Origin of the sequence: Streptomyces sp. NPDC058086, from assembly GCF_042885015.1 — a bacterium.
In the GTDB taxonomy this organism is placed as follows: Bacteria; Actinomycetota; Actinomycetes; order Streptomycetales; family Streptomycetaceae; genus Streptomyces.
The window spans coordinates 61,652-86,542 of sequence record NZ_JBHVST010000032.1 but is presented as its reverse complement, the minus strand read 5'-3'; the positions used below and the strand labels follow the sequence as shown (position 1 = coordinate 86,542).

The window sequence follows — 24,891 nt, the reverse complement described above, 5'->3', positions numbered from 1 at the left end:
TCCGTGGAGACGTGGGCGGGCTCGTCCGTGGGGCCGCCCGCGGGCTCGCTCACGGCGCTGCCTCCAGTACGACGACCCCGTACCGCCCCAGCTCCACGGCATCGACGACGTCCTGGCCGGTCAGCAGATCGCGATGGCGTCCCGGAACCGGCACGGTCACCGTGTCCCGCCCGTGGTGGAGCAGGAAGAGCAGTTCGCCCCGGCGTACCGCTTCCACGTCCACCGGGAGGTGGTCGAGCGGCAGCCGTACTCCCGCGTCCTCGGCGATCCCGGCGAGCAGCGGCCACAGCGCCTCGGGCTCGGGGAGGGTGGACAGGTACCAGGCGCGGCCCTTGCGCAGTACGGCCGGAAGACCGTCCAGCTCACCGCCCTTGTACCGGACGACCGCGTAGGTGTCGTCCGCGGCCTCGATCTCCTCGGACCACAGCGTGCCCCGGAAGCCCTCGGCCTCGACCTTCTCGTCGGCGTCCAGCGGCCACCACTCGTGCAGGGTGCGGATGCCGAAGAGTTCGCGCAGCCGCTCGTCCATGCCGCCGGGCCGCACCCGGTCGTCCTGGTCGGCGACGCCGGTCAGGAAGCCGGAGACGAGCGTGCCACCGCCGCGTACATACCCGACAAGGTTGTCGATCGCCCTGTCCGTCAGCAGATACAGCTGCGGGACGACGACCAGCTTGTACGCGGACAGGTCGTGCTCGGGGTGGGCGAAGGAGGTGGTGGTGTTCGCCTCCCACAGGGCGCGGTGCCAGGCGCGTACGACGCTCTGGTGGTCGACCTCGCAGGACAGCCGCCCGTCCTGCTGACTCGCCCACCAGGCGTTCCAGTCCAGCAGTACGGCGATGTCGGCGCCGACGACCCGCGTATCCGTCACCTTGGCACTCAGCAGGGCGAGTTCGGACCCGATCCGCTTGACCTCCTGGAAGGTGCGGCCTCGCTCCCCCGCGTGGCTGACCATCCCGGAGTGGAATTTCTCGGCGCCCTGCCGGGACTGCCGCCACTGGAAATAGCAGACGGCGTCCGCGCCGCGGGCGACGGCCTGGAGGGACCAGAGCCGGTTGAGCCCGTGGGGCTTCGGATGGTTCACACCACGCCAGTTCACGGGCCCCGCCGCCTGCTCCATGACCATCCAGGGCCCGCCGCGGGCCTGCGAGCGGGTCATGTCGTGGATGAGCGCGCCGTACTGGGCGCCGAGCGGGTCGCGCGGGTCCGGATAGATGTCGACGGAGACCACGTCCTCCCGCTCGGCCCACGCCCAGGCGTCCTGGCCCTGCCAGAACGGCATGAAGTTGGTGGTCACGGGGATGTGCGGGGTGTGCCGGGCGACGATGTCGCGTTCGGCGAGGTAGCACTCCAGGAGGGCGTCGGAGGTGAAGCGCTTGAAGTCGAGGACCTGGGTGGGGTTGTTCATGTAGTGGGCGTGGCGCGGCGGGAGGACGCCTTCCCAGACGTCGTAGCCCTGGCTCCAGAAGGCGGTGCCCCAGGCGGTGTTGAGGGCGTCGAGCGTGCCGTACTTGCCCTGGAGCCAGCGCCGGAAGGCGGCGGCCGCCTCGTCGCCCCAGTCGTAGGTGCAGTACTCGTTGTTGATGTGCCACATCGTGAGGGCGGGATGGCCGCCGTAGCGGGCGGCGAGGTCCTCGGTGATGGCGGCGGCGTGGCGCCGGTAGACGGCGCTGGAGTGGGCGAAGTGCTGGCGGCCGCCCCACCACTCGACACGGCCGTCCGCGTCGCGGGGCAGGGTCTCCGGGTGGAGCCGGCCCATCCAGGGCGGGGGCGAGGAGGTGGGGGTGGCGAGGACGACTCCGATACCGTTCTCGTGCAGGAGGTCCATGAGCCGGTCGAGCCAGCCGAACTCCCGTGCGCCGGGTGTCGGTTCGAGCTTGGCCCAGGAGAAGACGCCGACGGTGACGGAGTTGACGCCGGCCTCCTTCATGAGCCGTATGTCCTCCGGCCAGAGCTCCTCCGGCCACTGCTCGGGGTTGTAGTCGCCGCCGAAGAGGATGCGTCCGCGGGTGGCGTCTGCGAGCGTGGGTGCCAGGGACTTCTTTTCGGGCGCGGGCATCAGACCTGCTCCCCGTACTGGATGCCGCGCCCGTTTGTACCGAGGTACACACGGCCGTACACACGCGGGTCTCCGGTGATGACCTCGCCGATCCAGCCCCACTGGTGGGCGTCGTCGTTGATCCGCACCCAGGTCTCGGCCGCGTCGTCGGAGCGGTAGACGGCGGTGATCGTCTCCGTGGAGCCGACCTGATAGACGGCCGGGTAGTCGGCGCCGTCGGCCGCCTTGCCGAAGCCGAGGGTGTACGAGGCCCAGCAGCTGGCGATCCTGGCGAAGGTGACGCCCCCGTCGGTGGACCGGTAGAGCCCGTTCCACTTCACGCTCAGCCACAGGTCACCGCTCCGCCCGGGGGCGGCGGCCAGCTTGAACTGGTTGTCCCCGGAGGGCAGTCCACCAGCACGGGAGGTGAAGGAACGGCCACTGTCAGTGCTGGCGTATAGCGTTCCTGTGTCGGTGTCGTACGCGTAGAAGAGCGTCGGGTCGGCCGGGTCGGCGACCGGCGTGGCGCCCTTCGGGAAGGAGGAGACCTCGGACCAGGTCGCGCCGTTGTCCGCCGAGCGGTGAGCCGCGTACTTCGTGCCGTCCCAGTGCACGAAGGACCACAGCAGCGTACCGCCGTCGGCGCTGGTGGCGATCGGCCCCGGTGCGTTCTTGGCGATGTCGGGCTGGGCCATGAAGGGCGCCCAGGTCCGCCCGCCGTCCTGGGAGTACGCGCCGTTGCCGTGGTCGCCCCAGCCCGTCCGGACGACGTACGACGGCTTGGCCGCGGCCTGCGCGAGTCCCGTCGCCGACCCGAACACGGGATTCGTCGCCATGCCGCGCGACGGAGACGCCGTGAGCCGCTCGTGGTACATCACACCGATGTCCCCGAGTCCGCTGATCAGATGCGCCTCCCCGGCCGGGGGCGAGATCAGCCGGCGCACGGCCGTCTCCTCCAGACCACGGATCCGCGGCGCCCAGTGTCTGAGGTCGTGGGTGCCGTAGAGGGTCGCGCCGGTCCCGTACACGAGGTGCTTCGAGTCGTACGGGTCGAGGGCGAGCGCCTGGATCCACCAGCCGAACTTCGGCTGGTCTTCACCCCAGTCGAGGAAAGGAGTCTCGGACACGTCGAAGACAGCCACGTCCTTCAGAGACGCCCAGGTACGGCCACCGTCGGTGGACCGGAACACGGTGTCGCCGTCGGCCCACCGGTTGTTGGTGGAGACGATGACGGTGCCCGCGCGGCGGGCGTCGACGGCGACACCGCCATAGGCGAAGGTGTCCGCCGAGCCCTCGCTCGTCGTCCCGCCCGGCTTCACCGGGGTGACCTCGGTCCAAGTCCCCGTAGCCGTGCGCAGCTTGTGCACGCTGCCGTCGGACTGGCCGCCCGGGCCGGGCGCGTCGCCGTACGTCACGTACAGCTCGCGGGTGAGCCGGTCGTACGCGGCGCGGAGCGGGACCTTGGCTGCGGCGTTGGACGGCTGCCCGGGGACGGCCTCCCAGGTCGTGCCGTCGGAGGTGCGGTACAGGTTCGCCGTGCCCGTGGTGCCGTCGCCGTCGCCCCAGCCGGCGTAGACGGCGCGCCCGGCCACGACGAGGAACGTGATGCCCTGCCCGGAGGAGTTCGCCTTCGCCGGGAAGGTACTCACGCCTGCCCAGGTGGCGCCCCGGTCGGTGGACTTGAGCAGCCCGTCGTGTCTGGTCCCCAGCCACAGGGTGTCGCCGTCGCACGGGTCGACGAGGAGCCGCTCACCGGCGCCTCGCCCGTCCTCGTTGGCGCCGAGCTTCACGTCCAGGTCGGTGCGGGTCCAGGTGGCGCCGCGGTCGTCGGAGCGCAGGACCGCGCCGTTGCCGGCCCACGACTGGGCGTAGGTGCCGAGAGCGAGGTAGAGCCGGTCCGGGTGCGCGGGGTCGACAGCGAGCGACTCGACACCGAGCAGGTTCCAGTCGTCCCAGCCGAGGTGGTCGGTGAGCGGGGTCCAGCGGGCGGCGCGCTCGTCCCAGCGGTAGGCGCCGCCGATGTCGGTCCGGGCGTAGGCGAGCCCTCGTACGGCCGGGTGGAACAGCACCCCGGTGATGAATCCGGTACCGCCGATGACGGCGTTGCGCCAGCGGTAGGAGGGGGTGGCGGCGGTGACCTCGGCGGCGTGCGCGCGGCCCTGAGGGAGCGCCACGGTGGTGAGCGCGGCGGCGGCACCCCCGGCGAGAACGGCCCGGCGGCTCAGTCGGGACGCGTGCATGACATACCTCGTTCTGCGGAGAGACGGTCAGGGGAGTTACCTGAGAGGCGCGGGGCTGAATCGATATGCGGCTCCGCCGCGTGGGCGCGCCCGGCCACGAACAACCCGCAGTCACCGAACGACCGGAGCGCCCTCTTCAACAGGCGCCGGTCAGCCCTTCACCGCGCCCGTCAACATGCCCTTCTTGAAATGCCGCTGCACGAACGGCGACAACACGGCCACCGGCAGCAACGCCATCACCATGACCGCCATCTGCACGGCCAGGCCGGACAGTTGGCCGGTCTTGATGGCCTGGCCGAGGCCCACCGGTGCCTCCTGCTTCTGTACGAGCTGGATCATGACGTTCTGCAACGGCATCATGTCCTGGTCGTTGAGGTAGAGCGAGGCGTTGAACCAGGCGCTCCAGTACCCGACGGCGTAGAAGAGGGTGATCACCGCGAGGACCGCGCGGGAGAGCGGCATGACGATCCGCAACAGAATGCGGAGGTCACCGGCGCCGTCGATGCGGGCGCTGTCGATGAGTTCCTGCGAGATGCCCATGAAGAACCCGCGCAGCACCAGGATGTTGAAGACGCTGATCGCGCTCGGGAGGATCAGCGCGAGATAGCTGTCGGTCAGGCCCAGCGACTGCACCAGCAGATAGGTCGGGATGAGACCGGCGCTGAAGAACATGGTCGCCAGCAGTGCCATCAGGATCCAGCGGTGGCCGAGCGAGCCGATGCGGGAGAGGCCGTAGGCGCACAGGACGGACACGGTCATGGAGAACAGCGTGCCGACGAGGGTGATCAGGATGCTGATGACCGAGGCGCGGGTGACCTGGCCGCCGCTGAGGAGTTCCTTGTAGGCGACGAAGGTGATGCCCTTGGGCACCATCACCAGGCCGCCGGCCTCGTCGATGGTCTTCCGTGAGGAGAGGCTGGTGACAATGACGATCCACAGCGGGAAGAAGATCCCCAGGCAGGCGAGGGTCAGCACGAGTCCCTTGCCCGCGAGGCCTGCCTTGCTGGGCTCTTCCTCCCACACCGGCCGGGGCGGCGCGGCCAGGCGGCCGGGGCCGCGCACGGGTTTGTCGATGACGGCGGTCACTTCTTGTACACCCCCTGCTCGCCCATGAGATGGGCCACCTTGTTCGCGGCGAGGACCAGGCCGAGGCTGACCACGCCCTTGATCAGTCCGGCGGCCGCCGCGTAGCCGAAGTCCTGGTTGCGGACGCCGTTCCACCAGACGAAGGTGTCGAGGACCTCCGCCGCTCCTGGTCCGACGGCGTCGCGCTGGAGCAGGATCTGTTCGAAGCCGACGGTGAGGGCGTCACCGACGCGGAGCACCAACAGCAGGGCGATCACCGGGCGCAGCGCGGGCAACGTGACGTGCCACATGCGGCGCCAGCGACCCGCGCCGTCCATCGCGGCGGCCTCGTACAGGTCCGGGCTGACCGAGGACAGCGCGGCGAGGAAGACGATGATCCCCCAGCCGGCGTCCTTCCACACGCTCTCCGCGGTGATCAGGAACTTGAAGGTGTTGGGGTCGGTCATGATGTCGAGACCGTCGTACCCGTGCTGCCGCAGCAGCTGCGAGAGGATTCCGGCGCCGCCGAAGAGCTGCTGGAAGACGGCGATGACCAGGACCCAGGAGAAGAAGTGCGGCAGGTAGAGGATCGCCTGCGAGAGCGCCCGGACCCTCGGCCTGACCACGCTGTTGATGAGCAGCGCGAGCACGATCGGGATCGGGAAGTACAGGACGAGCTGGAGGAAGAACAGCACGAAGGTGTTCTGCACGGCACTCCAGAACGCCGAGTCCGCGAAGACCCGCTGGAAGTTCTCGATGCCCACCCAGGGGCTGTGCAGCATGGAGACGATGCCGTTGTCGCTGATGTACGGGTCGTAGTCCTGGAAGGCGACGATGTTGCCGAGGATCGGCACATAGTTGAAGAGCAGGACCAGCAGGACCGCCGGCAGCGTCATCAGGAGCAGGACGCGGTCGCGTCTGAACCTGAGCCGCAGGCTCACCTTCCCGGAGGGGCGTTTCTCCCGGGAGCCGATGGCGCCGCCGGACGCCACCGGGGTCTTCCCTGTCGTGTCGGCCTCGGTCCCGCTCCGAGGCACCGTGCTGTGGGACACGGCCGTTCTCCTTGCCTCGGTGCCCGGTCAGCTCGTCGCCGAGCCGTTCTCGTCGAGCAGCTTCTTGTACCAGTCGCGCAGTTTGTCGCCGCCCTTGCTCTTCCAGTCGGAGACGGCCTGCTGCATGTCGCTGATCTTCTTGCGGCCGCGGACGATGTCGTCCTCCAGCTGCTCGAAGTCGTTGGAGAGGTTGGTGTAGCGGGAGGGCTCGGTGATCTGCATGCCGTAGAAGGAGGACTTCTTGGTGAAGGCGCCCATCCGCTGCTGCCACTCGACCTGCGCCTTGGCGACCTCGGGGAAGTCGGGGTGGGCGATGGTCGCGGTGGGGCTCGCGACCATGACGTAGGCGTTGATGACCTCGTTGTTGCCCTGGTCGGTCTTGGTGGGAACGCCGTTCTTGACGGTGTAGTGGGTGCCCTCGACGCCGTAGTTGGTGAGCATGTACTCCTTGGTGCCGTACGGCGCGGCGGTGACGTTCGCGACGGCGAGCACGTCACGGATCACGGACTCGGAGGCCTTCTTGCTGACGAAGGCGAAGATGCCGGCCGGCTGCTCGGCCCAGAGGGTCGGGGCACCGCCGTCGTGGCCGAAGATGTCCATGCCCCAGATCTTGTAGTCCGGGTTCTGGGTGGCCTGTTCGGCGGTGCGGCTCCACCACTGTGAGATGTTCTGGGCGTAGATGAGGAACTCGCCGGCCGCGAACTTGGGGCCCGGGTCGGTGGCCGCGCTCTTGCCCAGCTTGGCGTCCGGGTGGACGTATCCGGCGGCGAACAGCTTGCGGGTCCACTCCAGCGCTTCGAGGTACTCCTGGGTCTCGATGCGGTAGACCATCTTGCCGTCGACGAGGTTCCAGCCGAGCGGTTTCTCACTGCCCGAGAGCACACCGAAGGACTGGAAGGCGGTCCACTTCATGTCGAGGCAGGCCCACCGCTTGGCCTTGGCGTTGGTGATCTCCTTGCACAGCGCCGTGAACTCGTCGGCCGAGGTGGGGATTTCGTACCCCTCCTTGTCGAAGATGTCCTTGCGGTACAGGGGCACGATGCCGGTGACGTACGGGGCCGGCTGCGGCAGGCCGCGCAGCTTGCCGCCGAAGAGGGAGCGCTGCCAGGCGTCCGTCGGGATCGCCGCGAGGTTCGGGTACTCCTTGATCGCGTCCCCGGAGAGGTACGGGCCGAGGTCCGCGAACTTGCCGATGATGGCGCTGGGTATCTTGCCGCCCATGTTCCAGCCGGGGATGACCACGACGTCCGGGATGTCACTGGAGGCCAGGACCGCGCCGAGCTTCTGGTCGTAGGTGTTGCCGTCCTGGTTCTGCCACTGGACGTCGACACCGATCAGGTCGTTCATCGCCTTGTAGTAGGCGTTGTCCCCCTTCGGCGGGGAACCCCAGAACGGCGACATGATGCTGACCTTGCCGCCCTTGCCGAGCTTCTTCGGCACCGAGGTCTTCAGGGAAGCGATGTCGAGCTTGCTGGTGAAGCCGACCGCGGAGCCGTTCTTGGCGGCGATGTCAGGGGTCACCACGTTGGTCGCGACGTAGGCCGGCAGCAGCTTCTTGGCGTTCTTGCCCGCCGACGTGCCCCCGCCCGAGCCGCTGTCCGAGCCGCCGCAGGCGGCGAGCAGCGGCATCCCTCCCGCTACCGCCGCGGCGGCGACCGCGGTGGAGGCGAGGAAGCTTCTCCGGCTGGGAGCGGAGGTGGCGGAGGTGGCGGCGTTCGGCGTCATTGCGTCAACCCTTCATGGCGCACAGCAGGACACCCGGCGGTGGAGCCGTCGGCTGCGGTGTCTTGAGTGGAACTGGCTGAGCCGAAGCGGTCCTCGGAGGACTGCGTGGAGGACTGCGTGCCCCCGAGGGAGCCGCCCCACTAGTCGAAGCGCTTCGATGTTGCTGCGAGGTTAAGTGAACACCTGGGGGTGCACAAGAGCCGATTCCAAGATTCCTCGGAGGTGTGGAGGACTGGAGCGGACTCATCCGGCGCTTGAAATGCCAATGAGGAAACGGAGTTGTTGCGTCGAGGTGTCTTGACACCCGCCCCTCGGGCGATCGAGCATCGAAGCGCTTCGAAAGCACCCCGTCGCTCCACCGCAAAGGGATCACCACGTGACCGCACAAACGCCGCCTACGCCGCCTTTTCGCGATCCGCGGCTGCCGTTCGCGAAGCGCATCGACGATCTGCTGGCGCGGCTCACGCTCGACGAGCGCATCGCGTTCCTGCACCAGTTCGCGCCCGCCGTGGAGCGGCTCGGGGTGGCCGCGTTCCGCACCGGCCAGGAGGCGCTGCACGGTGTGGCCTGGATGGGCCCGGCGACGGTCTTCCCCCAGGCCGTCGGCCTCGGCGCGACCTGGAACGACGAACTCGTACGCCGCGTCGGTGAGGCCGTCTCGGCCGAGGTCCGCTCGATGCGCGCCCGCGACGACCGGGTGGGCCTCAACGTCTGGTCCCCCACGGTCAATCTGCTGCGCCACCCGCTGTGGGGCCGCAACGAGGAGGGCTACTCGGAGGACCCGAAGCTCACCTCCGCGATCGCCACGGCGTACACCCGGGGCCTGCGCGGCGACCACCCCGACCACTGGCGCACGGCCCCCGTCCTCAAGCACTGGCTCGCCCACAACAACGAGACGGACAGGGACACCACGTCCTCCTCGGTCCGCCCGCGCGTGCTGCACGAGTACGACCTGCGGGCCTTCCGCGCGACCGTCGAGGCGGGCGCGGTGGCCGGCGTGATGCCGGCGTACAACCTGGTCAACGGCCGCCCCAACCACGTCTCCCCGTACCTCCGGGAACACCTGCGCACCTGGACGGACCAGGACCTCCTGGTGTGCTCCGACGCGGGTGCCCCCTCCAACCTGGTCGACTCCGAGCACTACTTCGACACCCACGAGGAGGCGACCGCCGCCGCGATCCTCGCCGGGGTCGACAGCTTCACGGACCACGGCACGGACGGTTCGAAGATCGTGGACCGGGTCCGAGGGGCCTTGGAGAAGGGCCTGTTGAGCGAGGCGGACATCGACGCGGCCGTCCGCCGCCAGCTCGCGATCCGCTTCCGGCTCGGCGAGTTCGACCCGCACACGGACCCCCATGCCGGCGCCTCGGACTTCGACACCCCGGCCCACCGCGCGCTCGCCCGGGAAACGGCCGAGCAGGCGATCGTCCTCCTCAAGAACGACGGCCTGCTGCCACTCGGCCCGGGCGTACGCGTCGCCGTCGTGGGCCTCCTCGCCGACGAGTGCAAGCTCGACTGGTACAGCGGCACACTCATCCACCGCTCCACACCGCTGGAGGGCCTGTACGAGCGCTTCGGTGCCGAGCACGTCGACTTCGCCGAGGGCGTGGACCGCGTACGCCTGAGGACCTCCTCCGGTACGTATCTGTCGGTGCCCCTCGCCGGGGACGCGGACGACGAGGTGCGCGGCGCCGAGGGCACGCTGGACCCGGCCCTGCTCGCGGGCCGCACGGACCTGCCGCCCCTCACCACCGACGCCACCGGCACCGACCTCGCGCTGATCGACTGGGGCGAGGGGCTGCTGACCCTGCGGGCCCCCGACGGCCGCTACCTCTCGGTCGCCGAGGACGGTTACCTCCGCGCGTCCGCCGACCAGCCGGGCGGCTGGGTCGTCCAGGAGACGTTCCGCCTCGAACCGGCGGGTTCCCGCTCCGGATCCCATGGGAGCGGCCACCTCCTGAGGCACGTCGGGACGGGTGGGCATCTCTCTGTCGCCGCCGACGGCGTCAGGGTTGCCGACGACGCCCCGGAGATTTTCGAGCTGGAGTTCACCGAGCGCGGCGAGGATGCCGTGGCCCGCGCGGCGGAGGCGGCCGACGTCGTCGTGGTCGTGGCGGGCAACGACCCGCACATCAACGGCCGCGAGACGGAGGACCGCACCACCCTCCGGCTCCCCGCCCATCAGGAGCGCCTGCTGCGCGCCGCCCGCGCCGCGAACCCGGACACCGTCCTCGCCCTGGTCTCGGCGTACCCCTACGCGGTGGACCCCGCCGACCTCCCCGCCGTCCTGTGGACCGCGCACGGCGGCCAGGCGGCGGGCACCGCCCTGGCCCGCGTCCTGGCCGGTGACGTCTCCCCCGCGGGCCGCCTCCCGCAGACCTGGTACGCCTCCGACGCGGACCTGCCCGACCTGCTCGACTACGACGTGATCGGCGGCCGCCAGACGTATCTGTACTTCGAGGGCACCCCGCTGTTCCCGTTCGGCCACGGTCTCGCGTACACGACGTTCGCGTACGAGGATCTGGAGGTCACCGAGGCGGAGGCCGCACTGAAGGTCTCCTTCACGGTCACCAACACGGGCGAGGCGCCCGCGGACGAGGTGGCCCAGCTCTACGCGCGCGCCGTGGACCCGTCGGTGCCGCGCCCCCGCCGCGAGCTGCTGGCCCACCGGCGCCTCCACCTCGCCCCCGGCACCTCGGAGCGGCTGACCTTCGAACTCCCCCTCTCCGCCCTGGAGTTCTGGGACGTGACGGTCGGCAGGCCCCGTCTGGAGCCGGGCGCGTACGAACTCCTCGCGGGCGCGTCCAGCGAGGACATCCGTCTGCGCGCCACGACCGACCTCGCCGGCGAGCCCGCCGCTCCCCGCCCGGTGCGCGAACTCGGCCTGAACGCGGCCGACTTCGACGAACAGCGGGACATCGAGATCGTCGACCGTACGAAGGTGTCGGGCGACGCGGTGACACCGAGGGCCGACGCGACGGGCGAACTCGCCTACCGCGGCTGCGACTTCGGAAGCGGTGTCACGCGGGTCGATGTCGAGGCATCCGGCGAAGGAGTCGTCGAGGTGTCGCTGGACGGGGGCCCGTCACTCGCGACGGTCACCTTCGGCGGGACGAAGGGCCCGTACGACTACACCACCACCGGCGCCGAGTTCGTGGCCGGCGGTGTGCACGACCTGCGTATCGGGCTGCGCGGCCCACTGCGGCTCGCGCGGGTCGACTTCTCCGGTTGAGGGTCCGGACAGGCCGACCACCAGGGGCCCGGCACCGGAAGGCACCGGTGCCGGGCCTTTCGTGCGGGGGGAACGTCCGCCGACCGCCGTTCCAGTGAGCCCGTGCAACGTTTGAGTGTCCGCGCCGCGGCGGCCCGTGATCCGGTATTCCATGCCGTCGCACCGGCCGCGGCGAATGTCCGGCTCGCTGTGGCAGCGGGCGCGGCGGGCGTGGGGAAGGGGTTGTTCGCCACCGCCCTGGACGACGCCGCACAGCGGCTTCCGCGGGGCGGGCCGTAGGTCATTTCCGCCCATTCCCACACGGAGAGCGGCCCACCCTGTGCAACCCCTGCACGACGGGAACGCCCTGCGACAGCTTCACGTCACCCCCGGAATTGAATCGTTTCAGTCAATGGTGATGAGAGATGAGGAAGCATGAGCCCCAGTGACGAGCAGGCTTCGCAGCCAGGCCCCGGCCGACGCGCAGTGGTGGTGGCGGGAGCCAGTGCCGTGGCACTGTCCGTCACTGCTTCCGGAACGGCGGCCGCGTCAGTCGGCGTGCGCGTCAACGGGGACAAGGTGTGGGACGGACACCGCGCCGCACACCGTGACGTGAAGGTCGTCGACGGCTACGCGACGATCACCGCTCTGCACGCCGGTGCTCACCACTTCACCGTGACGCCTCGGTAGCCGGCGGTCTGCTGTGCCGGGCGGACGAGGATGCTGACGCCGACGGCCGGAACCCCCGCACAGTGGGTTCCGGCCGTCGACTGTCGCGCCTCTGAAACTCTCGTGTCCTTAGAGCGCGAGGCCCGTCAGCACGAGGACCCGCTCGTACGTGTAGTCGTCCATCGCGAACTTGACGCCCTCACGGCCGACACCGGACTGCTTCACACCGCCGTAGGGCATCTGGTCGGCACGGTAGGACGGCACGTCGCCGACGACCACGCCACCGACCTCCAGTGCGCGGTGGGCACGGAAGGCGACCTGCACGTCGTGCGTGAACACGCCTGCCTGGAGGCCGTACTTGGAGTCGTTGACGGCGGCGAAGGCCTCCGCCTCCCCGTCCACCTTGCGCACGGTGAGGACCGGTCCGAAGACCTCCTCGCAGGAGATCGTCGCCTCGGCCGGTACGTCGGCGAGCACGGTCGGCGCGTAGGAGGCACCGTCGCGCTTGCCGCCGGTGAGGAGGGTGGCGCCGGACCGGACGGCCTCGTCGACCCAGGACTCCACGCGCTCGGCGGCAGCCTCGCTGACCAGCGGGCCGACGTCCGTCTTGTCGTCGGACGGGTCGCCGGTGACCTGGGCCTCGACGGCGGCGACGATGCGCGGCAGCAGCCGGTCGTACACCGACGCGTCCGCGATCACGCGCTGCACGGAGATGCAGGACTGGCCGCCCTGGTAGTTGGAGAAGGTGGCGATGCGGGTCGCGGCCCAGTCCAGGTCCTCGTCGCTCGCCCAGTCGCCGAGGACGACGGCCGCGCCGTTGCCGCCGAGCTCCAGGGTGCAGTGCTTGCGCGGCACCGAGTCCATGATCGCGTAGCCGACCTTCTCGGACCCGGTGAAGGAGATGACCGGGAGCCGCTCGTCCTGGACGAGGGCGGGCATCCGGTCGTTGGAGACCGGGAGGATCGACCAGGAGCCGGCCGGCAGCTCCGTCTCGGCGAGCAGGTCACCGATGATCAGGCCGGAGAGCGGGGTCGCGGGCGCCGGCTTCAGGATGATCGGCGCACCGGCGGCGATGGCCGGGGCGATCTTGTGGGCGCACAGGTTGAGGGGGAAGTTGAAGGGCGCGATGCCGAGGACGACGCCCTTCGGGAAGCGGCGGGTGAGGGCCAGGCGGCCCTGGCCGCCGAGGTCGGTGTCGAGGCGCTGGGCCTCGCCGCCGTTGAAGCGCCGGGCCTCCTCGGCGGCGAACCGGAAGACGGACACCGCGCGGCCGACCTCGCCGCGGGCCCACTTGATCGGCTTGCCGTTCTCGGCGGAGATGAGCTGCGCGATCTCCTCGGTGCGCTCGACCAGACGCTTGCTGACGTGGTCGAGGGCGGCGGCGCGGACGTGGGCGGGGGTGGCGGCGAACTCGTCGCGTACGGCGTACGCGGCGGCGACGGCCTCCTCGACCTGGGCCTCGGTCGGGACGCTGACCTGACCGACGACCCGGCCGTCCCACGGCGAGGTGACATCGAAGGTGGTCTCACCGGTGGCCTGGCGGCCGGCGAGCCAGAAGGCGTGGGTGGAAGTCATGTCGATTCCCGGCCCTTCCGAGGTTGAGGAGTCCTTGGCGTTCGTCGTCCACGGTAGGGCCGGGGCGGCGGGAGGTCGTTTGTCCGGGACGTAGCAGTACCGGGTCGTGGCACTCCGCTTTGGCACGATCGAGGTGGCCACCGGGTTTTCCTCGCCCCCGACGCGTCCCATACCGGGGGCTACGCCCCAGGCCCCCAAAAAAGACGGCGCAGTTCCCCGCGCCCCTGAACCCGGGGCGGGCGGGGATGCGGGGCGCAGTTCCCCGCCCCAGGGGCGCGCGGAACTGCGCGACCAGCCCCCACCGGCCGCGGACGAAGAACCCACCGGGGGTCCAAAGACGGAGCCCCCAGGTCGGCGACAGTCCCCACCGGCCCGCGGACGAAGAACTCACCCGGCGTTCCTACTCCCCCGCCGCCGTCGCCTTCAGCGCCAGCCACAGTTCCATGCGGACGTCGGGGTCGTCGAGGGAGCGGCCGAGGATCTCCTCGACGCGTCGCATCCGGTAACGCAGGGTGTGCCGGTGCACACCCAGGTCCGCGGCGGCGGCGTCCCACTGCCCGTGCCGGGACAGCCACGCCCGCAGCGAGGCGACCAGATCCCCCCGCCCGGTGGCGTCGTGCTCGTGCAGCGGGCGTAGCAACCCGTCCGCGAACGCCCGCACCGCGTCATCGGCGAGCAACGGCAGCACGGACCCCGCGGCCAGCTCCTCGTGCTCGACCAGCGACCGCCCCCGCCGCCGGGCCACGGACAGCGCCTGCTCGGCCTGCTTGTAGGCGGCGGCCGCGGCGATCGGCCCGGTGGGCGCCGACAACCCGACAACCAGTTCGTCCTCGTCGCCGACGGGCTGCTCCCGGGTGGCGATCCGCGCGGCGTCCAGCGCGGCCGCGTACTCCCCGCACGCCGTCACCGCCGCGCCTCCGTCCACGGCGAGCACGACCAGCCGCTCCCCGTCGGGCACGACGAGCACGGACTCACCGGAGCGGGCGGCGGCCGACTCGACGATCTCGGCGAGCCCGCCGAGCGGGTCGCCGTTCGTCGGGTCCGGCACGACGACAGGGGCCTTGGACGGTTTCGCGGCAGCCACGCGCGCGTGCCCGTCCGCGTGCGCCCGCGCCGCCGAAGCGGACGCCGACTCGGCGAGAATCAGCCGGAAGGGCGCGTCGAGCAGTTCCCCGTAGAGGTCTCCGGCCACGGTTCGCGCGTGCTCGGGCTGCCCGGCGAGCAGCATGCGCAGCACCGCCGCCCCGATGCGCTGCTCGGCGGCGTGCAGCGACCGTGAGCGTTCGGTGGTGAGGGTCAGCAGTGCGATCGCGGAGTGCACGGCGTAGCGCTCGGCGGTGCCGAGGGCGGCGGCCGTTCCGACGGCGAGCGCGGCGCGGGGGCGGCGGCCGGTGCCGAGGGAGTGGAGTTCCACACGGTCCTCGCCGCCGACGACGGAGCTGGCGGGCGCGGGGCGCTCCCGCAGCCGTTCGACGTCGGGGGTGAGCCGCGCGGCTCGCCGCCCGGCCCACTCGGGCGCGGTGGCGACGACGGCGCCGGACGCGTCGTACAGGGCCGCCCAGCCGTCCACCTGCCCTGCGAGCGCCGACAGCAGCCCCTCGGGGCCGTCGCTCAGGGCCTGCTTCGTCAGTTCCCGCTGCGCGGCGAAGCCCGCCGTCACAGCCCGGTACTGGTCCGCGGCGATCGCGGCCGACACCGCCTTGCTGATGGCCAGGAAGGGGGTGCGGCGGGGGACCTCCAGGAGCGGCAGGCCCTCTTCCTCCGCCGCGTCGACCAGGGCCTTCGGGATCTCGTCGTAGTTGACCCCGACGGCGAAGCCGAGCCCGACGACTCCGGCTCCCACCAGCCGCTTCACATAGCGCCGCATGACGTCCGGATCCTCCGCGTCCAGCTGGAGCGCGGTGATCAGCAGCAGTTCCCCGCCCTCCATGTACGGCACGGGGTCGGCGAGCTCGCTGACGTGGGCCCAGCGGACGGGTACGTCCAGACGGTCCTCGCCCGCCCGCACGGTCAGTTTGAGCGCGGAGTGGTGGACGATCGAGGCGAGCGTGGGGCGCATGGGACCTTCAGGTCTTCACAGGATCTTCGACGGTCACGGACGGTGTGATCTTTTGGCCGCAACGTATGAACGACCTATGTCGATTCTGCCTCACCGTACGGTCACCCGGTGACCTTGTGTCCGGACAGGCCCTAGCTCCGCAGATCCACCAGCAACGGCGGCGCGTGCTCTCCCCCCACCGTGGTGAGCGACAGCACCGCGTGCCCCGGCGGCACCTCGTGCGCCAGCTCGGACGCCGACCAGCGCTCCCGCTCGACCTTCCTTATGGTCACCGCGTCCGTGGTGACGGCCTTTCCGGTGACCAGCTTGCGCAGGGCGTGGATGGCCCGGGTCATCGGCTGGTCCGCGAAGACGGTGTGCTTGGCCACGTCACGGGTCTCGACCCACTCGGTGCCCCAGGCGTGGGCGAAGCGGCTGCCGTCCCAGGTCGTGACGCCGGAGAACGCCATCCGGCAGCCCACGGCGCCGTACAGCGGCCCGTGCAGCGCCTCGGGGATGTCGCCGATCGTGCGCAGGGCGAGCACCACCCCCGCGTTCTGGGAGCGCAGGCGCTGGATGCGGCGTACGGAGTCGGGCGTCAGCGTTCCGGTGGCGTCGTCGAGGACCAGGCAGGCGAAGTGCGGGCGCTCGCCGCCGCGTACGACGGCGGTGAACTGGGCCAGTACGAGCCGGGCGAGCAGCCGGGCGGCTTCCTCGTGTCCGTGCTCGGGCAGGTCGATCCGCACCCGCAGCGGATGGTGGGCCACGGCGCGCAGCGAGAAGGCGCGGGTGGTGCCGCCCGCGCCGAAGAAGTCGGCGAAGGCCGGCCGGTCCAGGAGCGCCAGTCGGTCGGCGAGCGCCGGGCCCGCGTCGGCCGGGCTGCCGACCTGCCGCATGCGGGCTTCCAGTTCGCGGCGCATTCCGGCGTGCTGCGGTCCCGAGAGGGCTTGGAGCAGGGCGGTCAGGGCCGCCGGTACGCCTTCCAGGAGTTCCCGCAGGACGGACATGGGCGGGAAGGTGCCGTGCACGGCCCGGTAGGGGCCGAGGAGTTGGGCGAGCGCGGTGGTGGCCCGCTGGCCGGCCACCGCGTCGAGGTCCCCGGCCAGCCCTTCGGCGAGGAAGGAGGCCGCTTCGTCGGGGTCGTCGGAGTCCGCGTACAGGTCGAGGTCGTGGACGGAGGCGGGGTCGCCGATCTTCACCACGACGTCGAAGGCCGAGTCCGGGCCGAGCGGCGTCCCGGCGGCGGCGACCGCGACGACGGCGCACCGCCCGGTGAGCGCCTGCAGGGCGAGCGACTCGACGACGGGTCCGACCAGGTGCCGGGTCTTCCCGGAACCGGAAGGACCTACGGCGAGCAGGGAGGTGCCCAGGGCCTCCGGCTCGAGGGCCGCGCCCCCGCCGTCGTAGGCCTCCGGGGTACGGTCCCCGGTCGTCCACCGCCCGATGCGCACCTGTCCCGCGAGCACGTCGTGCGCCGCGGTGCGGGCGGGCAGGTCCCGGGCCCCGGAGGGATGCGTCCAGGCCGCCCCGCCCCGTCGCAGCACGGTGTCGACGAAGGCCGCCAGGCGCGTGGCGTCCCATTTCGCCGTGGTCCACGCGCGCCGCACCCGGGCGCAGTCCACGTCGTTCATCCGGCCGCCGAGCACCTCGGCGGTGAGCAGCTCCGCCGCCTCGTGCTGTCCGGCGTCACGGAGTTCGGGCCACTGGGCGGCGGGCAGGTCCGGCGCGAACTTCGCGGTGCCGGCCTCCTGTGCCTCGTTGCGGGCGGCCCGGGCGGCGAGCCACTGCCTGGCGTAGCCGCGCCAGGCGCCGATACGGGCGAACGGCCACACCACGAGCAGGGTGATCAGCGTGTAGAGCCCGTCGGTGATCAGCTGCGACTGGAACAGGTCATAGCCGCCAAAGACCAGGGCCACGAGGGAGAACAGTGGGGCGACGACCGGCAGGGCGTCCCAGCCGACTCCGGGGAAGGCGTTCGGGAAGACGAACGTCAGGGCGATCAGTGCGCCCAGCGCGGCGAGGGCGGCGCGCAGGGGCTGGGGCCGCCCGGTGACGTAGTGGCGGACGACCTCGGGCCAGCTCCCCAGCCGGCCCATGGTGTAGACCAGCACGCCGAAGAAGACCCCGTTGTAGACCTCGATGGCCTCCGCCCCCTGCCACACCTTGGGCGAGGTGGTGCCGCTCCACCACCAGTCGTCCGGTGTGAACAGCTTCAGCACGACCCACATGTAGGGGACGCTGCCGTGGCGCCACAGCGACCAGACGACCAGTGCCACCACGAGCGGGACCGCGAGCCCGACGATCGTGACCGGCGAGAGCCGCTCCCGCCCCTTCGACGGGCGACGCACCCGGTATCCGTACCGCCAGATCCCGGGTCCGGCGGCGGGTCGCGGCTTGTTGAGCCAGTCGGCGACGGTGGGCCGGGGGGCCGGGGACTGCTCGGGCACGGACGGCAGACCCGTGGGCCGCGGCGGCGTTCCCCTCGGTACGGGGGGTACTCCAGGTGGCGGAGGCCCGGGTGGCGGCGGCACGGCGGGTCCCGGCACGGCACCGGTATGCCCGCCCCGCGCGTCCTGCGTCCCGTCGCTGTCCATCGCCCTGCCCCCTGACCAGCCGCTCCGTGCTTCGTCCGCGAGTCAATCTAGTGCCCCTGCGGGGGGAGTTCACCGTTTACGCGGCCGGGTCCGCGCCTTGCCCGGACGGAGCGGCGACGGACCGCCGACGGACCGGGACCATCAGCCTCTCGCCCCTCTATGTCCACCGCGGACAACGGATTCCTCCGACAACGCCCACATGGAGCATGCCGACCCTCCGTTCCCGGCCCTAGCCTGCGAAGAAAGAAGTCAAGAGTCCGAAAACACCCCGCCCGGCGCACCCCGTCCGTCGCGGGGCCGTCCGGTTCGCAAGATCATCAGGGAGCCCCTCATGACCGCACTTCCGCAGGAGCGCCGCGTCGTCACCGCCATCCCCGGCCCGAAGTCGCAGGAACTGCAGGCCCGACGCACCGCCGCGGTCGCGGCCGGTGTGGGTTCGGTGCTCCCTGTCTTCACCACGCGCGCCGGCGGCGGCATCATCGAGGACGTCGACGGCAACCGTCTGATCGACTTCGGCTCCGGCATCGCCGTGACCTCCGTCGGCGCGAGCGCCGAGGCCGTCGTACGCCGCGCCTCCGCGCAGCTCCAGGACTTCACCCACACCTGTTTCATGGTCACGCCGTACGAGGGCTACGTCGCCGTCGCCGAGGCGCTGGCCGAGCTCACGCCGGGTGACCACGTCAAGAAGTCGGCCCTGTTCAACTCGGGCGCCGAGGCCGTCGAGAACGCCGTCAAGATCGCCCGTGCGTACACCAAGCGCCAGGCCGTCGTCGTCTTCGACCACGGCTACCACGGCCGTACGAACCTCACGATGGCGCTGACCGCCAAGAACATGCCGTACAAGCACGGCTTCGGCCCGTTCGCGCCCGAGGTCTACCGGGTGCCGGTGGCGTACGGCTACCGCTGGCTGACCGGCCCGGAGAACGCCGGCGCCGAGGCCTCCGCCCAGGCGATCGACATGATCAACAAGCAGATCGGCGCCGACAACGTCGCCGCGATCATCATCGAGCCGGTGCTCGGCGAGGGCGGCTTCATCGAGCCCGCGAAGGGCTTCCTTCCCGCCATCAGCAAGTTCGCCAAGGACAACGGCATCGTCTTCGTCGCGGACGAGATCCAGTCCGGCTTCTGCCGCACCGGCCAGTGGTTCGCGTGCGAGGACGAGGGCATCGTCCCGGACCTGATCACCACCGCCAAGGGCATCGCGGGCGGTCTGCCGCTCGCCGCCGTGACCGGCCGCGCCGAGATCATGGACGCCGCGCACGCGGGTGGCCTGGGCGGCACCTACGGCGGCAACCCCGTGGCCTGTGCGGGCGCGCTCGGCGCGATCGAGACGATGAAGGAGCTCGACCTCAACGCCAAGGCGAAGAACATCGAGGCCGTCATGAAGGCCCGCCTCGGCGCGATGGCCGAGAAGTTCGACATCATCGGCGACGTCCGCGGCCGTGGCGGCATGATCGCCATCGAGCTGGTCAAGGACCGCGCCACCAAGGAGCCCAACGCGGAGGCGACCGCCGCGCTCGCCAAGGCCTGCCACCAGGAGGGCCTGCTGGTCCTGACCTGTGGCACCTACGGCAACGTCCTCCGCTTCCTGCCGCCGCTGGTCATCGGCGAGGACCTGCTGAACGAGGGCCTCGACATCATCGAGCAGGCCTTCGCCCGTATCTGACGCCCCACCCGTCCCAGCCCCGGACCCCGGCCGACCGCCCCGCGCGGATTCCGCTTGGTTCCGGGGCTGCGGCGACCGGGGTCAGAGCGTGTGAAGAACGTGTGCGAGGTGCATGACGGGACGCGATTGCGTCTGTCGGAGCCGGATCCCCTGCCGTAGGTTCTACCCAGATGAGAGATACACCCCGCCCACAGGGGACTGTGGGTGACACCGGGTCGAGGCCTCCCCAGCTTCGCCCTGGTCGTGCCCTCGCGCACACACCCGGAGCTTCCGGCTCCGGATCTCCTCACCGATCGGACAGTCGCCCGCCCCAAACCCCCCGGGGCGCGCGACGACCCGATCTGGACGGCCGCCTCGGAACTACCCCCCCTGTTCCGGGGTGGCCGACCTTCCTCCTCGGGCGTCCCGGACTTCTCGGCCTTCCGGCCCTCCTCTTCGCGCTGATCACCTGGCAGGTCGCGGCCCACGGCCCCCTCGCCCGCGCGGACGAACGCCTCAGCGGCCGTCTCGTCCACCCCGACCGCGTCTCCGAACTGCTGGCCGATCTGGGCAATGTCACCGTCGCGGTGCCGGTCCTGGCTGTCGTGCTCGGATACGTGGCGTGGCGGGCCCGCGCGGCCGGGTGGGAGCGCTGGTGGCTGCCGTCCGTCGCGGCGGCGGCCTTGATGGCGGTCGTTCCGGCATTGATCGTGCCTTTGAAAGAGCTGGTCGCCCGGCCGGGCCCACCGGTCATGGGCCCGAGCACGGGCTTCTATCCCTCGGGCCACACCGCCACCGCCGTCATCGCGTACGGCGGTGCGGCCCTGGTGCTGATTCCGTGGCTGCGGGGCGCCGGGGCCCGCCGCGCCCTGCTCGTCGGCTGTCTCGCCCTGAACCTGGGCGTCGCCTTCGGCCTGATCCGGCGGGGCTACCACTGGCCGCTGGACGTGGCGGCCAGTTGGTGCCTCTGCGCGGTGCTGCTGCTCTTGCTCCGGCTCTTCCTCGGCCGAAACAGCCGTCAGCCGAAATAGCCGTCGAAGGTCCGCTGGAACTCCCAGCTCCCGAAGCGGTCCCAGTTGATCGACCACGTCATCAGCCCGCGCAGCCCCGGCCAGGTGCCGTGCGTGGCGTACGAGCCGCAGTTGGTCTTCTTGGTCAGGCAGTCCAGGGTCTTGGTGACCTCGGACGGCGCGACGTAACCGTTGCCCGCGTTCGTCGACGCCGGCATGCCGATCGCCACCTGGTCCGGCCGCAGGGGCGGGAAGACGTTGTTCGCGTCGCCCGCGACCGGGAAGCCGGTCAGCAGCATGTCGGTCATCGCGATGTGAAAGTCGGCGCCGCCCATGGAGTGGTACTGGTTGTCGAGGCCCATGATCGACCCGGAGTTGTAGTCCTGGACGTGCAGAAGGGTCAGGTCGTCGCGCAGGGCGTAGATGACGGGGAGGTAGGCGCCGGCCCGCGGGTCCTGGCCGCCCCACTTGCCCGTGCCGTAGTACTGGTAGCCGAGCTGGACGAAGAAGGTCTCCGGGGCCATCGTCAGGACGAACTTGGAGCCGTACTTGGCCTTCAGGGTCTTCAAAGCCGAGATCAGGTTCACGATCACCGGTGTGGTCGGGCTCTTGAAGTTGGTGTCGTTCGCGTCCAGGGAGAGCGAGTGGCCCTCGAAGTCGATGTCCAGGCCGTCCAGGCCGTAGGTGTCGATGATCTTCGAGACGGAGGACACGAAGGTGTCGCGGGCGGCCGTCGTCGTCAACTGCACCTGGCCGTTCTGGCCGCCGATCGAGATCAGCACCTTCTTGCCCGCGGCCTGCTTGGCCTTGATCGCGGCCTTGAAGTCGGCGTCGCTCTCGACGGTCGGGCATTCGGTGACGGGGCAGCGGGTGAAGCGGATGTCGCCGGAGGTGGTGGAGGTCGGCTCGCCGAAGGCCAGGTCGATGATGTCCCAGCTGTCGGGGACGTCGGCCATGCGGGTGTAGCCGGAGCCGTTGGCGAAGCTCGCGTGGAGGTAGCCGACCAGGGCATGCCCGGTGGAGCCTCCCGAGCCCGTGGGCGTCGTCGCCGTGACCGTCGCCGACTTCGCCGACTCCCCCGCGTCGTTCACCGCCGCGACCTGGAAGGCGTACGCCGTCGAGGGTGCGAGACCGCTCACGGTGGTCGAGGTGCCGGTGGCCGTCTGGACCTTCACCCCGTCGCGGTAGACGGCGTAGCCCGTCGCGCCGGTGACCGGTGACCAGGACAGGGCGACGGTCGAGGACGTGACCGTGCCGACGGCCAGGCCGGTGGGCGCGGCCGGGGGCTGTCCCTGATCGGCGCCGGGGCCGACGAGGGAGACGTCGTCGGCGTAGTACGCGCCGGTGCCGTACCAACCGTGGGCGTAGAGGGTGACCTTGGTGGTGGACGGGCCGGTGCGGAAGGTGGTGGTGAGCTGCTGCCAGTCGGGGGCGGACTGGGTCCAGGTGGAGACGTCGGTGGTGCCGGTGCCGCTCGCGCCGAGGTAGACATAACTGCCCCGGACGTATCCGGCGAGGGTGTACTGGGAGTCGGGTTTGACGGTCACCGTCTGGGAGCACTGCGCGTAGTCGCTGCCGGCCGGGGTCGCCCGCAACGCCGAACTGCCGCTCCGTACCGGTGAGTTGACGACGGCGCCCGCCGTACAGGTCCAGCCGTCGAGGCCCGCCTCGAATCCGCCGTTCCTGACCAGGTCCGCGTCGGCCGCACGGGCGGCCGAAGAGAGTGCGGCGAGGCCGGATACGGCCAGAACGGTGGCCGTGCACACGGCGAGCAGCCTCTGACGCGTGGACGGTCTGGTGCGTTCGGTGCGATCCACAACTGCCTCCGGGCATGGGGGAATTCAGGAGGGTGGAGCGCGCCCAATTTGGTCCAGACCAATCCTGTTGTCAAGACCTTTGGCTGTCACCGGGGTCCGTTACCGCGGTCCGTCCCCGTGGCGGCTATCGACCCTCGTTTCCGGCGATGCCCGCCGCCGCCTCGTGCATGGCCAGTTCCAGCAGCGCCGGATCGGTGAGCGTGCCGGTGCCGTCCGGCGGGATCAGCCAGCGGACCCCGCCGGTGGCCCGTCCGGGGTACGGCACCACGATCCACGTACCGCGCCCCGCCGTGCGCATCCCCGTGCCGAGCCAGCGCGCAGCGGTGCCGGGCGGCACGAAGAAACCCATCCGGGCGTCGCCGAAGTCGACGAGCACCGGGCCGAGTCGGTCGATCACCCGGGTCAGCACGTCGAGCGTGGGATAGCCGAGCTCGCCCGGCAGGATCAGTACGTCCCAGAGCCTGCCGGCCGGCAGCAGCGCGACCCCCAGCAGATTGCGCTCCCATTCCCGGCGGCAGGCCTCGGGATCCGGCGCAACGGACGCCAGCCACTCGACCGCCGTCTTGGCCCCTGTCATGGCGGAACCTCTCTCTCCTCGTGTCGACGCTGGTCGCGTCACAGAGGGGAGGGAGGTTCGGGCCGGGCATTACGCGGGTTTCCACCACGTGTTGGTGGTGAGCCGGATCACGATGGATGAGCTGGGCGCACGCCTGTGGATCAACCACTGCGGCGCACGCCGCGCCGGCGCGGCTCAGCTGTCGAAGCCCAGTCCCAGCTTGTCCATCGTCTTCAGCCAGAGATTGCGCCGCCCGCCGTGGGTGTCCGCCCGCGCCAGCGACCACTTGGTGAGCGCGATGCCCGTCCAGGCGAAGGGCTCGGGCGGGAACGGCAGGGGCTTCTTGCGGACCATCTCCAGTTCCGTGCGCTCGGTGCGCTCCCCCGCCAGCAGGTCGAGCATCACGTCCGCGCCGAACCGGGTCGCGCCCACGCCCAGACCCGTGTACCCGGCCGCGTAGGCGACCCTCCCCTGGTGCGCCGTGCCGAAGAAGGCCGAGAAGCGCGAGCAGGTGTCGATCGCGCCGCCCCAGGCGTGGGTGAAGCGGACGCCCTCCAGCTGCGGGAAGCAGGTGAAGAAGTGCCCGGCGAGCTTCGCGTACGTCTCCGGGCGGTCGTCGTACTCGGCGCGCACCCGGCCGCCGTACGGGTAGATCGCGTCGTAACCGCCCCACAGGATGCGGTTGTCGGCGGAGAGCCGGAAGTAGTGGAACTGGTTCGCCGAGTCCCCGAGGCCCTGCCGGTTCTTCCAGCCGACGGACGCCAGCTGGTCCGCGGTCAGGGGTTCGGTCATCAGCGCGTAGTCGTAGACCGGAACGGTGTACGCGCGCACCCGCTTGACCAGGTTCGGGAAGATGTTGGTGGCGAGCGCCACCTTGCGGGCGCGGACGGAACCGTACGGGGTGCGTACGGCCATGCCGGCGCCGTACGCCTTCAGGGCGAGCGCGGGCGTGTGCTCGTGCACCCGCACTCCGAGCCGCAGGCAGGCCCGCTTGAGACCCCAGGCGAGTTTGGCGGGGTGGAGCATGGCGACGCCGCGGCGGTCGTGCAGACCCGCGAGGAAGGTCGGCGAGTCGACCTGTTCGCGGACCGCGTCGGCGTCCAGGAACTCGATGCCGTCCGCCAGGCCCCGGTCTTGCAGTTCCTCGTGCCAGTCGCGCAGTTCGGCCGCCTGGTGCGGCTCGGTGGCGACGTCGATCTCGCCGGAGCGCTCGAAGTCGCAGTCGAGGGAGTAGCGGGCGACGGCCGCCTCGATCTCGTCGAGGTTGCGGGCGCCCAGCTCCTCCAGCTTCCTGATCTCGTCCGGCCAGCGGGTGAGTCCGTTGGCCAGGCCGTGGGTCAGGGACGCGGCGCAGAAGCCGCCGTTGCGGCCCGAGGCGGCCCAGCCCACCTCGCGGCCCTCCAGGAGCACCACCTCACGCTGCGGGTCGCGCTCCTTGGCGATGAGCGCGGTCCACAGTCCGCTGTAGCCACCGCCGACGACGAGCAGGTCGCAGGTCTCGGCGCCGGTGAGAGCGGGCTCGGGGTGGGGCTTGCCGGGGTCGTCCAGCCAGTACGGAACCGGCTGGGCTTCGGAAAGAGACGTGGTCCAACGGGTCATGGCGCTTGGGGCCATGATTTCAACTCCCTACAGCTGAATTACCCACCGAAATTTCTCTGT

Annotated in this window: 16 protein-coding genes; 5 read left to right on the top strand and 11 right to left on the bottom strand. The window is 70.9% G+C overall.

Going from position 1 to position 24,891, the window contains the following annotated elements:
* Positions 1-49: 49 nt before the first annotated feature.
* The 5 genes from ACFVWD_RS24975 to ACFVWD_RS24955 all read right to left on the bottom strand — a co-directional run bounded on the left by ACFVWD_RS24975 (position 50) and on the right by ACFVWD_RS24955 (position 8,117).
* The gene (locus ACFVWD_RS24975; RefSeq protein ID WP_389599072.1) at positions 50-2,056 is read right to left on the bottom strand and encodes a beta-galactosidase; all 2,007 of its coding nucleotides are present in this window, start codon (positions 2,054-2,056) and stop codon (positions 50-52) included.
* On the bottom strand, positions 2,056-4,275 hold the full coding sequence (locus ACFVWD_RS24970; RefSeq protein WP_389599070.1) for a 1,4-beta-glucanase: 2,220 nt from the start codon (positions 4,273-4,275) through the stop codon (positions 2,056-2,058). The genes ACFVWD_RS24975 and ACFVWD_RS24970 overlap by 1 nt, the downstream gene beginning before the upstream one ends.
* 150 nt (positions 4,276-4,425) lie before the next feature.
* Entirely contained in the window at positions 4,426-5,361 is a 936-nt protein-coding gene (locus tag ACFVWD_RS24965; protein WP_389599068.1) for a carbohydrate ABC transporter permease, read from the bottom strand.
* On the bottom strand, positions 5,358-6,392 hold the full coding sequence (locus tag ACFVWD_RS24960; RefSeq protein ID WP_389599067.1) for an ABC transporter permease: 1,035 nt from the start codon (positions 6,390-6,392) through the stop codon (positions 5,358-5,360). The genes ACFVWD_RS24965 and ACFVWD_RS24960 overlap by 4 nt, the downstream gene beginning before the upstream one ends.
* A gap of 27 nt (positions 6,393-6,419) precedes the next feature.
* Positions 6,420-8,117, bottom strand: a complete 1,698-nt coding sequence (locus ACFVWD_RS24955) for an extracellular solute-binding protein (RefSeq protein WP_168496152.1) — start codon at positions 8,115-8,117, stop codon at positions 6,420-6,422.
* 376 nt (positions 8,118-8,493) lie between these two features.
* On the opposite strand from ACFVWD_RS24955, the gene ACFVWD_RS24950 reads away from it, so the two are divergent.
* The 3 genes from ACFVWD_RS24950 to ACFVWD_RS24940 all read left to right on the top strand — a co-directional run bounded on the left by ACFVWD_RS24950 (position 8,494) and on the right by ACFVWD_RS24940 (position 12,018).
* On the top strand, positions 8,494-11,349 hold the full coding sequence (locus ACFVWD_RS24950; protein ID WP_389599066.1) for a glycoside hydrolase family 3 C-terminal domain-containing protein: 2,856 nt from the start codon (positions 8,494-8,496) through the stop codon (positions 11,347-11,349).
* A 102-nt stretch (positions 11,350-11,451) separates the two neighbouring features.
* On the top strand, positions 11,452-11,628 hold the full coding sequence (locus ACFVWD_RS24945; protein WP_389599064.1) for a hypothetical protein: 177 nt from the start codon (positions 11,452-11,454) through the stop codon (positions 11,626-11,628).
* Between the two features lie 135 nt (positions 11,629-11,763).
* The gene (locus tag ACFVWD_RS24940; RefSeq protein WP_389599062.1) at positions 11,764-12,018 is read left to right on the top strand and encodes a hypothetical protein; all 255 of its coding nucleotides are present in this window, start codon (positions 11,764-11,766) and stop codon (positions 12,016-12,018) included.
* 108 nt (positions 12,019-12,126) lie between these two features.
* Here the strand turns inward: ACFVWD_RS24940 and ACFVWD_RS24935 are convergent, their stop codons facing one another.
* From ACFVWD_RS24935 to ACFVWD_RS24925, 3 genes are all read right to left on the bottom strand, one after another.
* Complete coding sequence (locus ACFVWD_RS24935) at positions 12,127-13,572, bottom strand: aldehyde dehydrogenase family protein (RefSeq protein ID WP_389599060.1); 1,446 nt, start codon at positions 13,570-13,572, stop codon at positions 12,127-12,129.
* A gap of 400 nt (positions 13,573-13,972) precedes the next feature.
* Positions 13,973-15,631: a PucR family transcriptional regulator gene (locus ACFVWD_RS24930; RefSeq protein ID WP_389599058.1), complete on the bottom strand. Its 1,659-nt coding sequence runs from the start codon at positions 15,629-15,631 to the stop codon at positions 13,973-13,975.
* Between the two features lie 131 nt (positions 15,632-15,762).
* Positions 15,763-18,204, bottom strand: coding sequence for an ATP/GTP-binding protein (locus tag ACFVWD_RS24925; protein WP_389599056.1), 2,442 nt, complete (start codon positions 18,202-18,204; stop codon positions 15,763-15,765).
* 331 nt (positions 18,205-18,535) lie between these two features.
* On the opposite strand from ACFVWD_RS24925, the gene gabT reads away from it, so the two are divergent.
* Positions 18,536-19,870 carry a 4-aminobutyrate--2-oxoglutarate transaminase gene (gabT, locus tag ACFVWD_RS24920; protein WP_389599054.1) on the top strand — a complete coding sequence of 445 codons (1,335 nt, stop codon included), beginning with the start codon at positions 18,536-18,538 and terminating at the stop codon, positions 19,868-19,870.
* Positions 19,871-20,070: 200 nt separating this feature from the next.
* Positions 20,071-20,880: a phosphatase PAP2 family protein gene (locus ACFVWD_RS24915; protein ID WP_389599053.1), complete on the top strand. Its 810-nt coding sequence runs from the start codon at positions 20,071-20,073 to the stop codon at positions 20,878-20,880.
* On the opposite strand, the gene ACFVWD_RS24910 is transcribed toward ACFVWD_RS24915, so the two are convergent.
* The 3 genes from ACFVWD_RS24910 to ACFVWD_RS24900 all read right to left on the bottom strand — a co-directional run bounded on the left by ACFVWD_RS24910 (position 20,868) and on the right by ACFVWD_RS24900 (position 24,846).
* Entirely contained in the window at positions 20,868-22,676 is a 1,809-nt protein-coding gene (locus ACFVWD_RS24910) for a chitinase (RefSeq protein ID WP_389599052.1), read from the bottom strand. The genes ACFVWD_RS24915 and ACFVWD_RS24910 overlap by 13 nt on opposite strands.
* Positions 22,677-22,800: 124 nt before the next feature.
* On the bottom strand, positions 22,801-23,253 hold the full coding sequence (locus ACFVWD_RS24905) for a hypothetical protein (RefSeq protein WP_389599050.1): 453 nt from the start codon (positions 23,251-23,253) through the stop codon (positions 22,801-22,803).
* Between the two features lie 174 nt (positions 23,254-23,427).
* Entirely contained in the window at positions 23,428-24,846 is a 1,419-nt protein-coding gene (locus tag ACFVWD_RS24900) for an NAD(P)/FAD-dependent oxidoreductase (RefSeq protein ID WP_389599049.1), read from the bottom strand.
* Between the last annotated feature and the right edge of the window lie 45 nt (positions 24,847-24,891).

Bases quoted from the DNA above. Each gene is read 5' to 3' on its own strand.
- ACFVWD_RS24970 (WP_389599070.1), bottom strand. From the start codon at position 4,275: ATGCACGCGTCCCGACTGAGCCGCCGGGCCGTTCTCGCCGGGGGTGCC.
- ACFVWD_RS24935 (WP_389599060.1), bottom strand. From the start codon at position 13,572: ATGACTTCCACCCACGCCTTCTGGCTCGCCGGCCGCCAGGCCACCGGT.
- ACFVWD_RS24905 (WP_389599050.1), bottom strand. From the start codon at position 23,253: ATGACAGGGGCCAAGACGGCGGTCGAGTGGCTGGCGTCCGTTGCGCCG.
- ACFVWD_RS24930 (WP_389599058.1), bottom strand. From the start codon at position 15,631: ATGCGCCCCACGCTCGCCTCGATCGTCCACCACTCCGCGCTCAAACTG.
- ACFVWD_RS24900 (WP_389599049.1), bottom strand. From the start codon at position 24,846: ATGGCCCCAAGCGCCATGACCCGTTGGACCACGTCTCTTTCCGAAGCC.
- ACFVWD_RS24955 (WP_168496152.1), bottom strand. From the start codon at position 8,117: ATGACGCCGAACGCCGCCACCTCCGCCACCTCCGCTCCCAGCCGGAGA.
- ACFVWD_RS24940 (WP_389599062.1), top strand. From the start codon at position 11,764: ATGAGCCCCAGTGACGAGCAGGCTTCGCAGCCAGGCCCCGGCCGACGC.
- ACFVWD_RS24925 (WP_389599056.1), bottom strand. From the start codon at position 18,204: ATGGACAGCGACGGGACGCAGGACGCGCGGGGCGGGCATACCGGTGCC.
- gabT (WP_389599054.1), top strand. From the start codon at position 18,536: ATGACCGCACTTCCGCAGGAGCGCCGCGTCGTCACCGCCATCCCCGGC.
- ACFVWD_RS24975 (WP_389599072.1), bottom strand. From the start codon at position 2,056: ATGCCCGCGCCCGAAAAGAAGTCCCTGGCACCCACGCTCGCAGACGCC.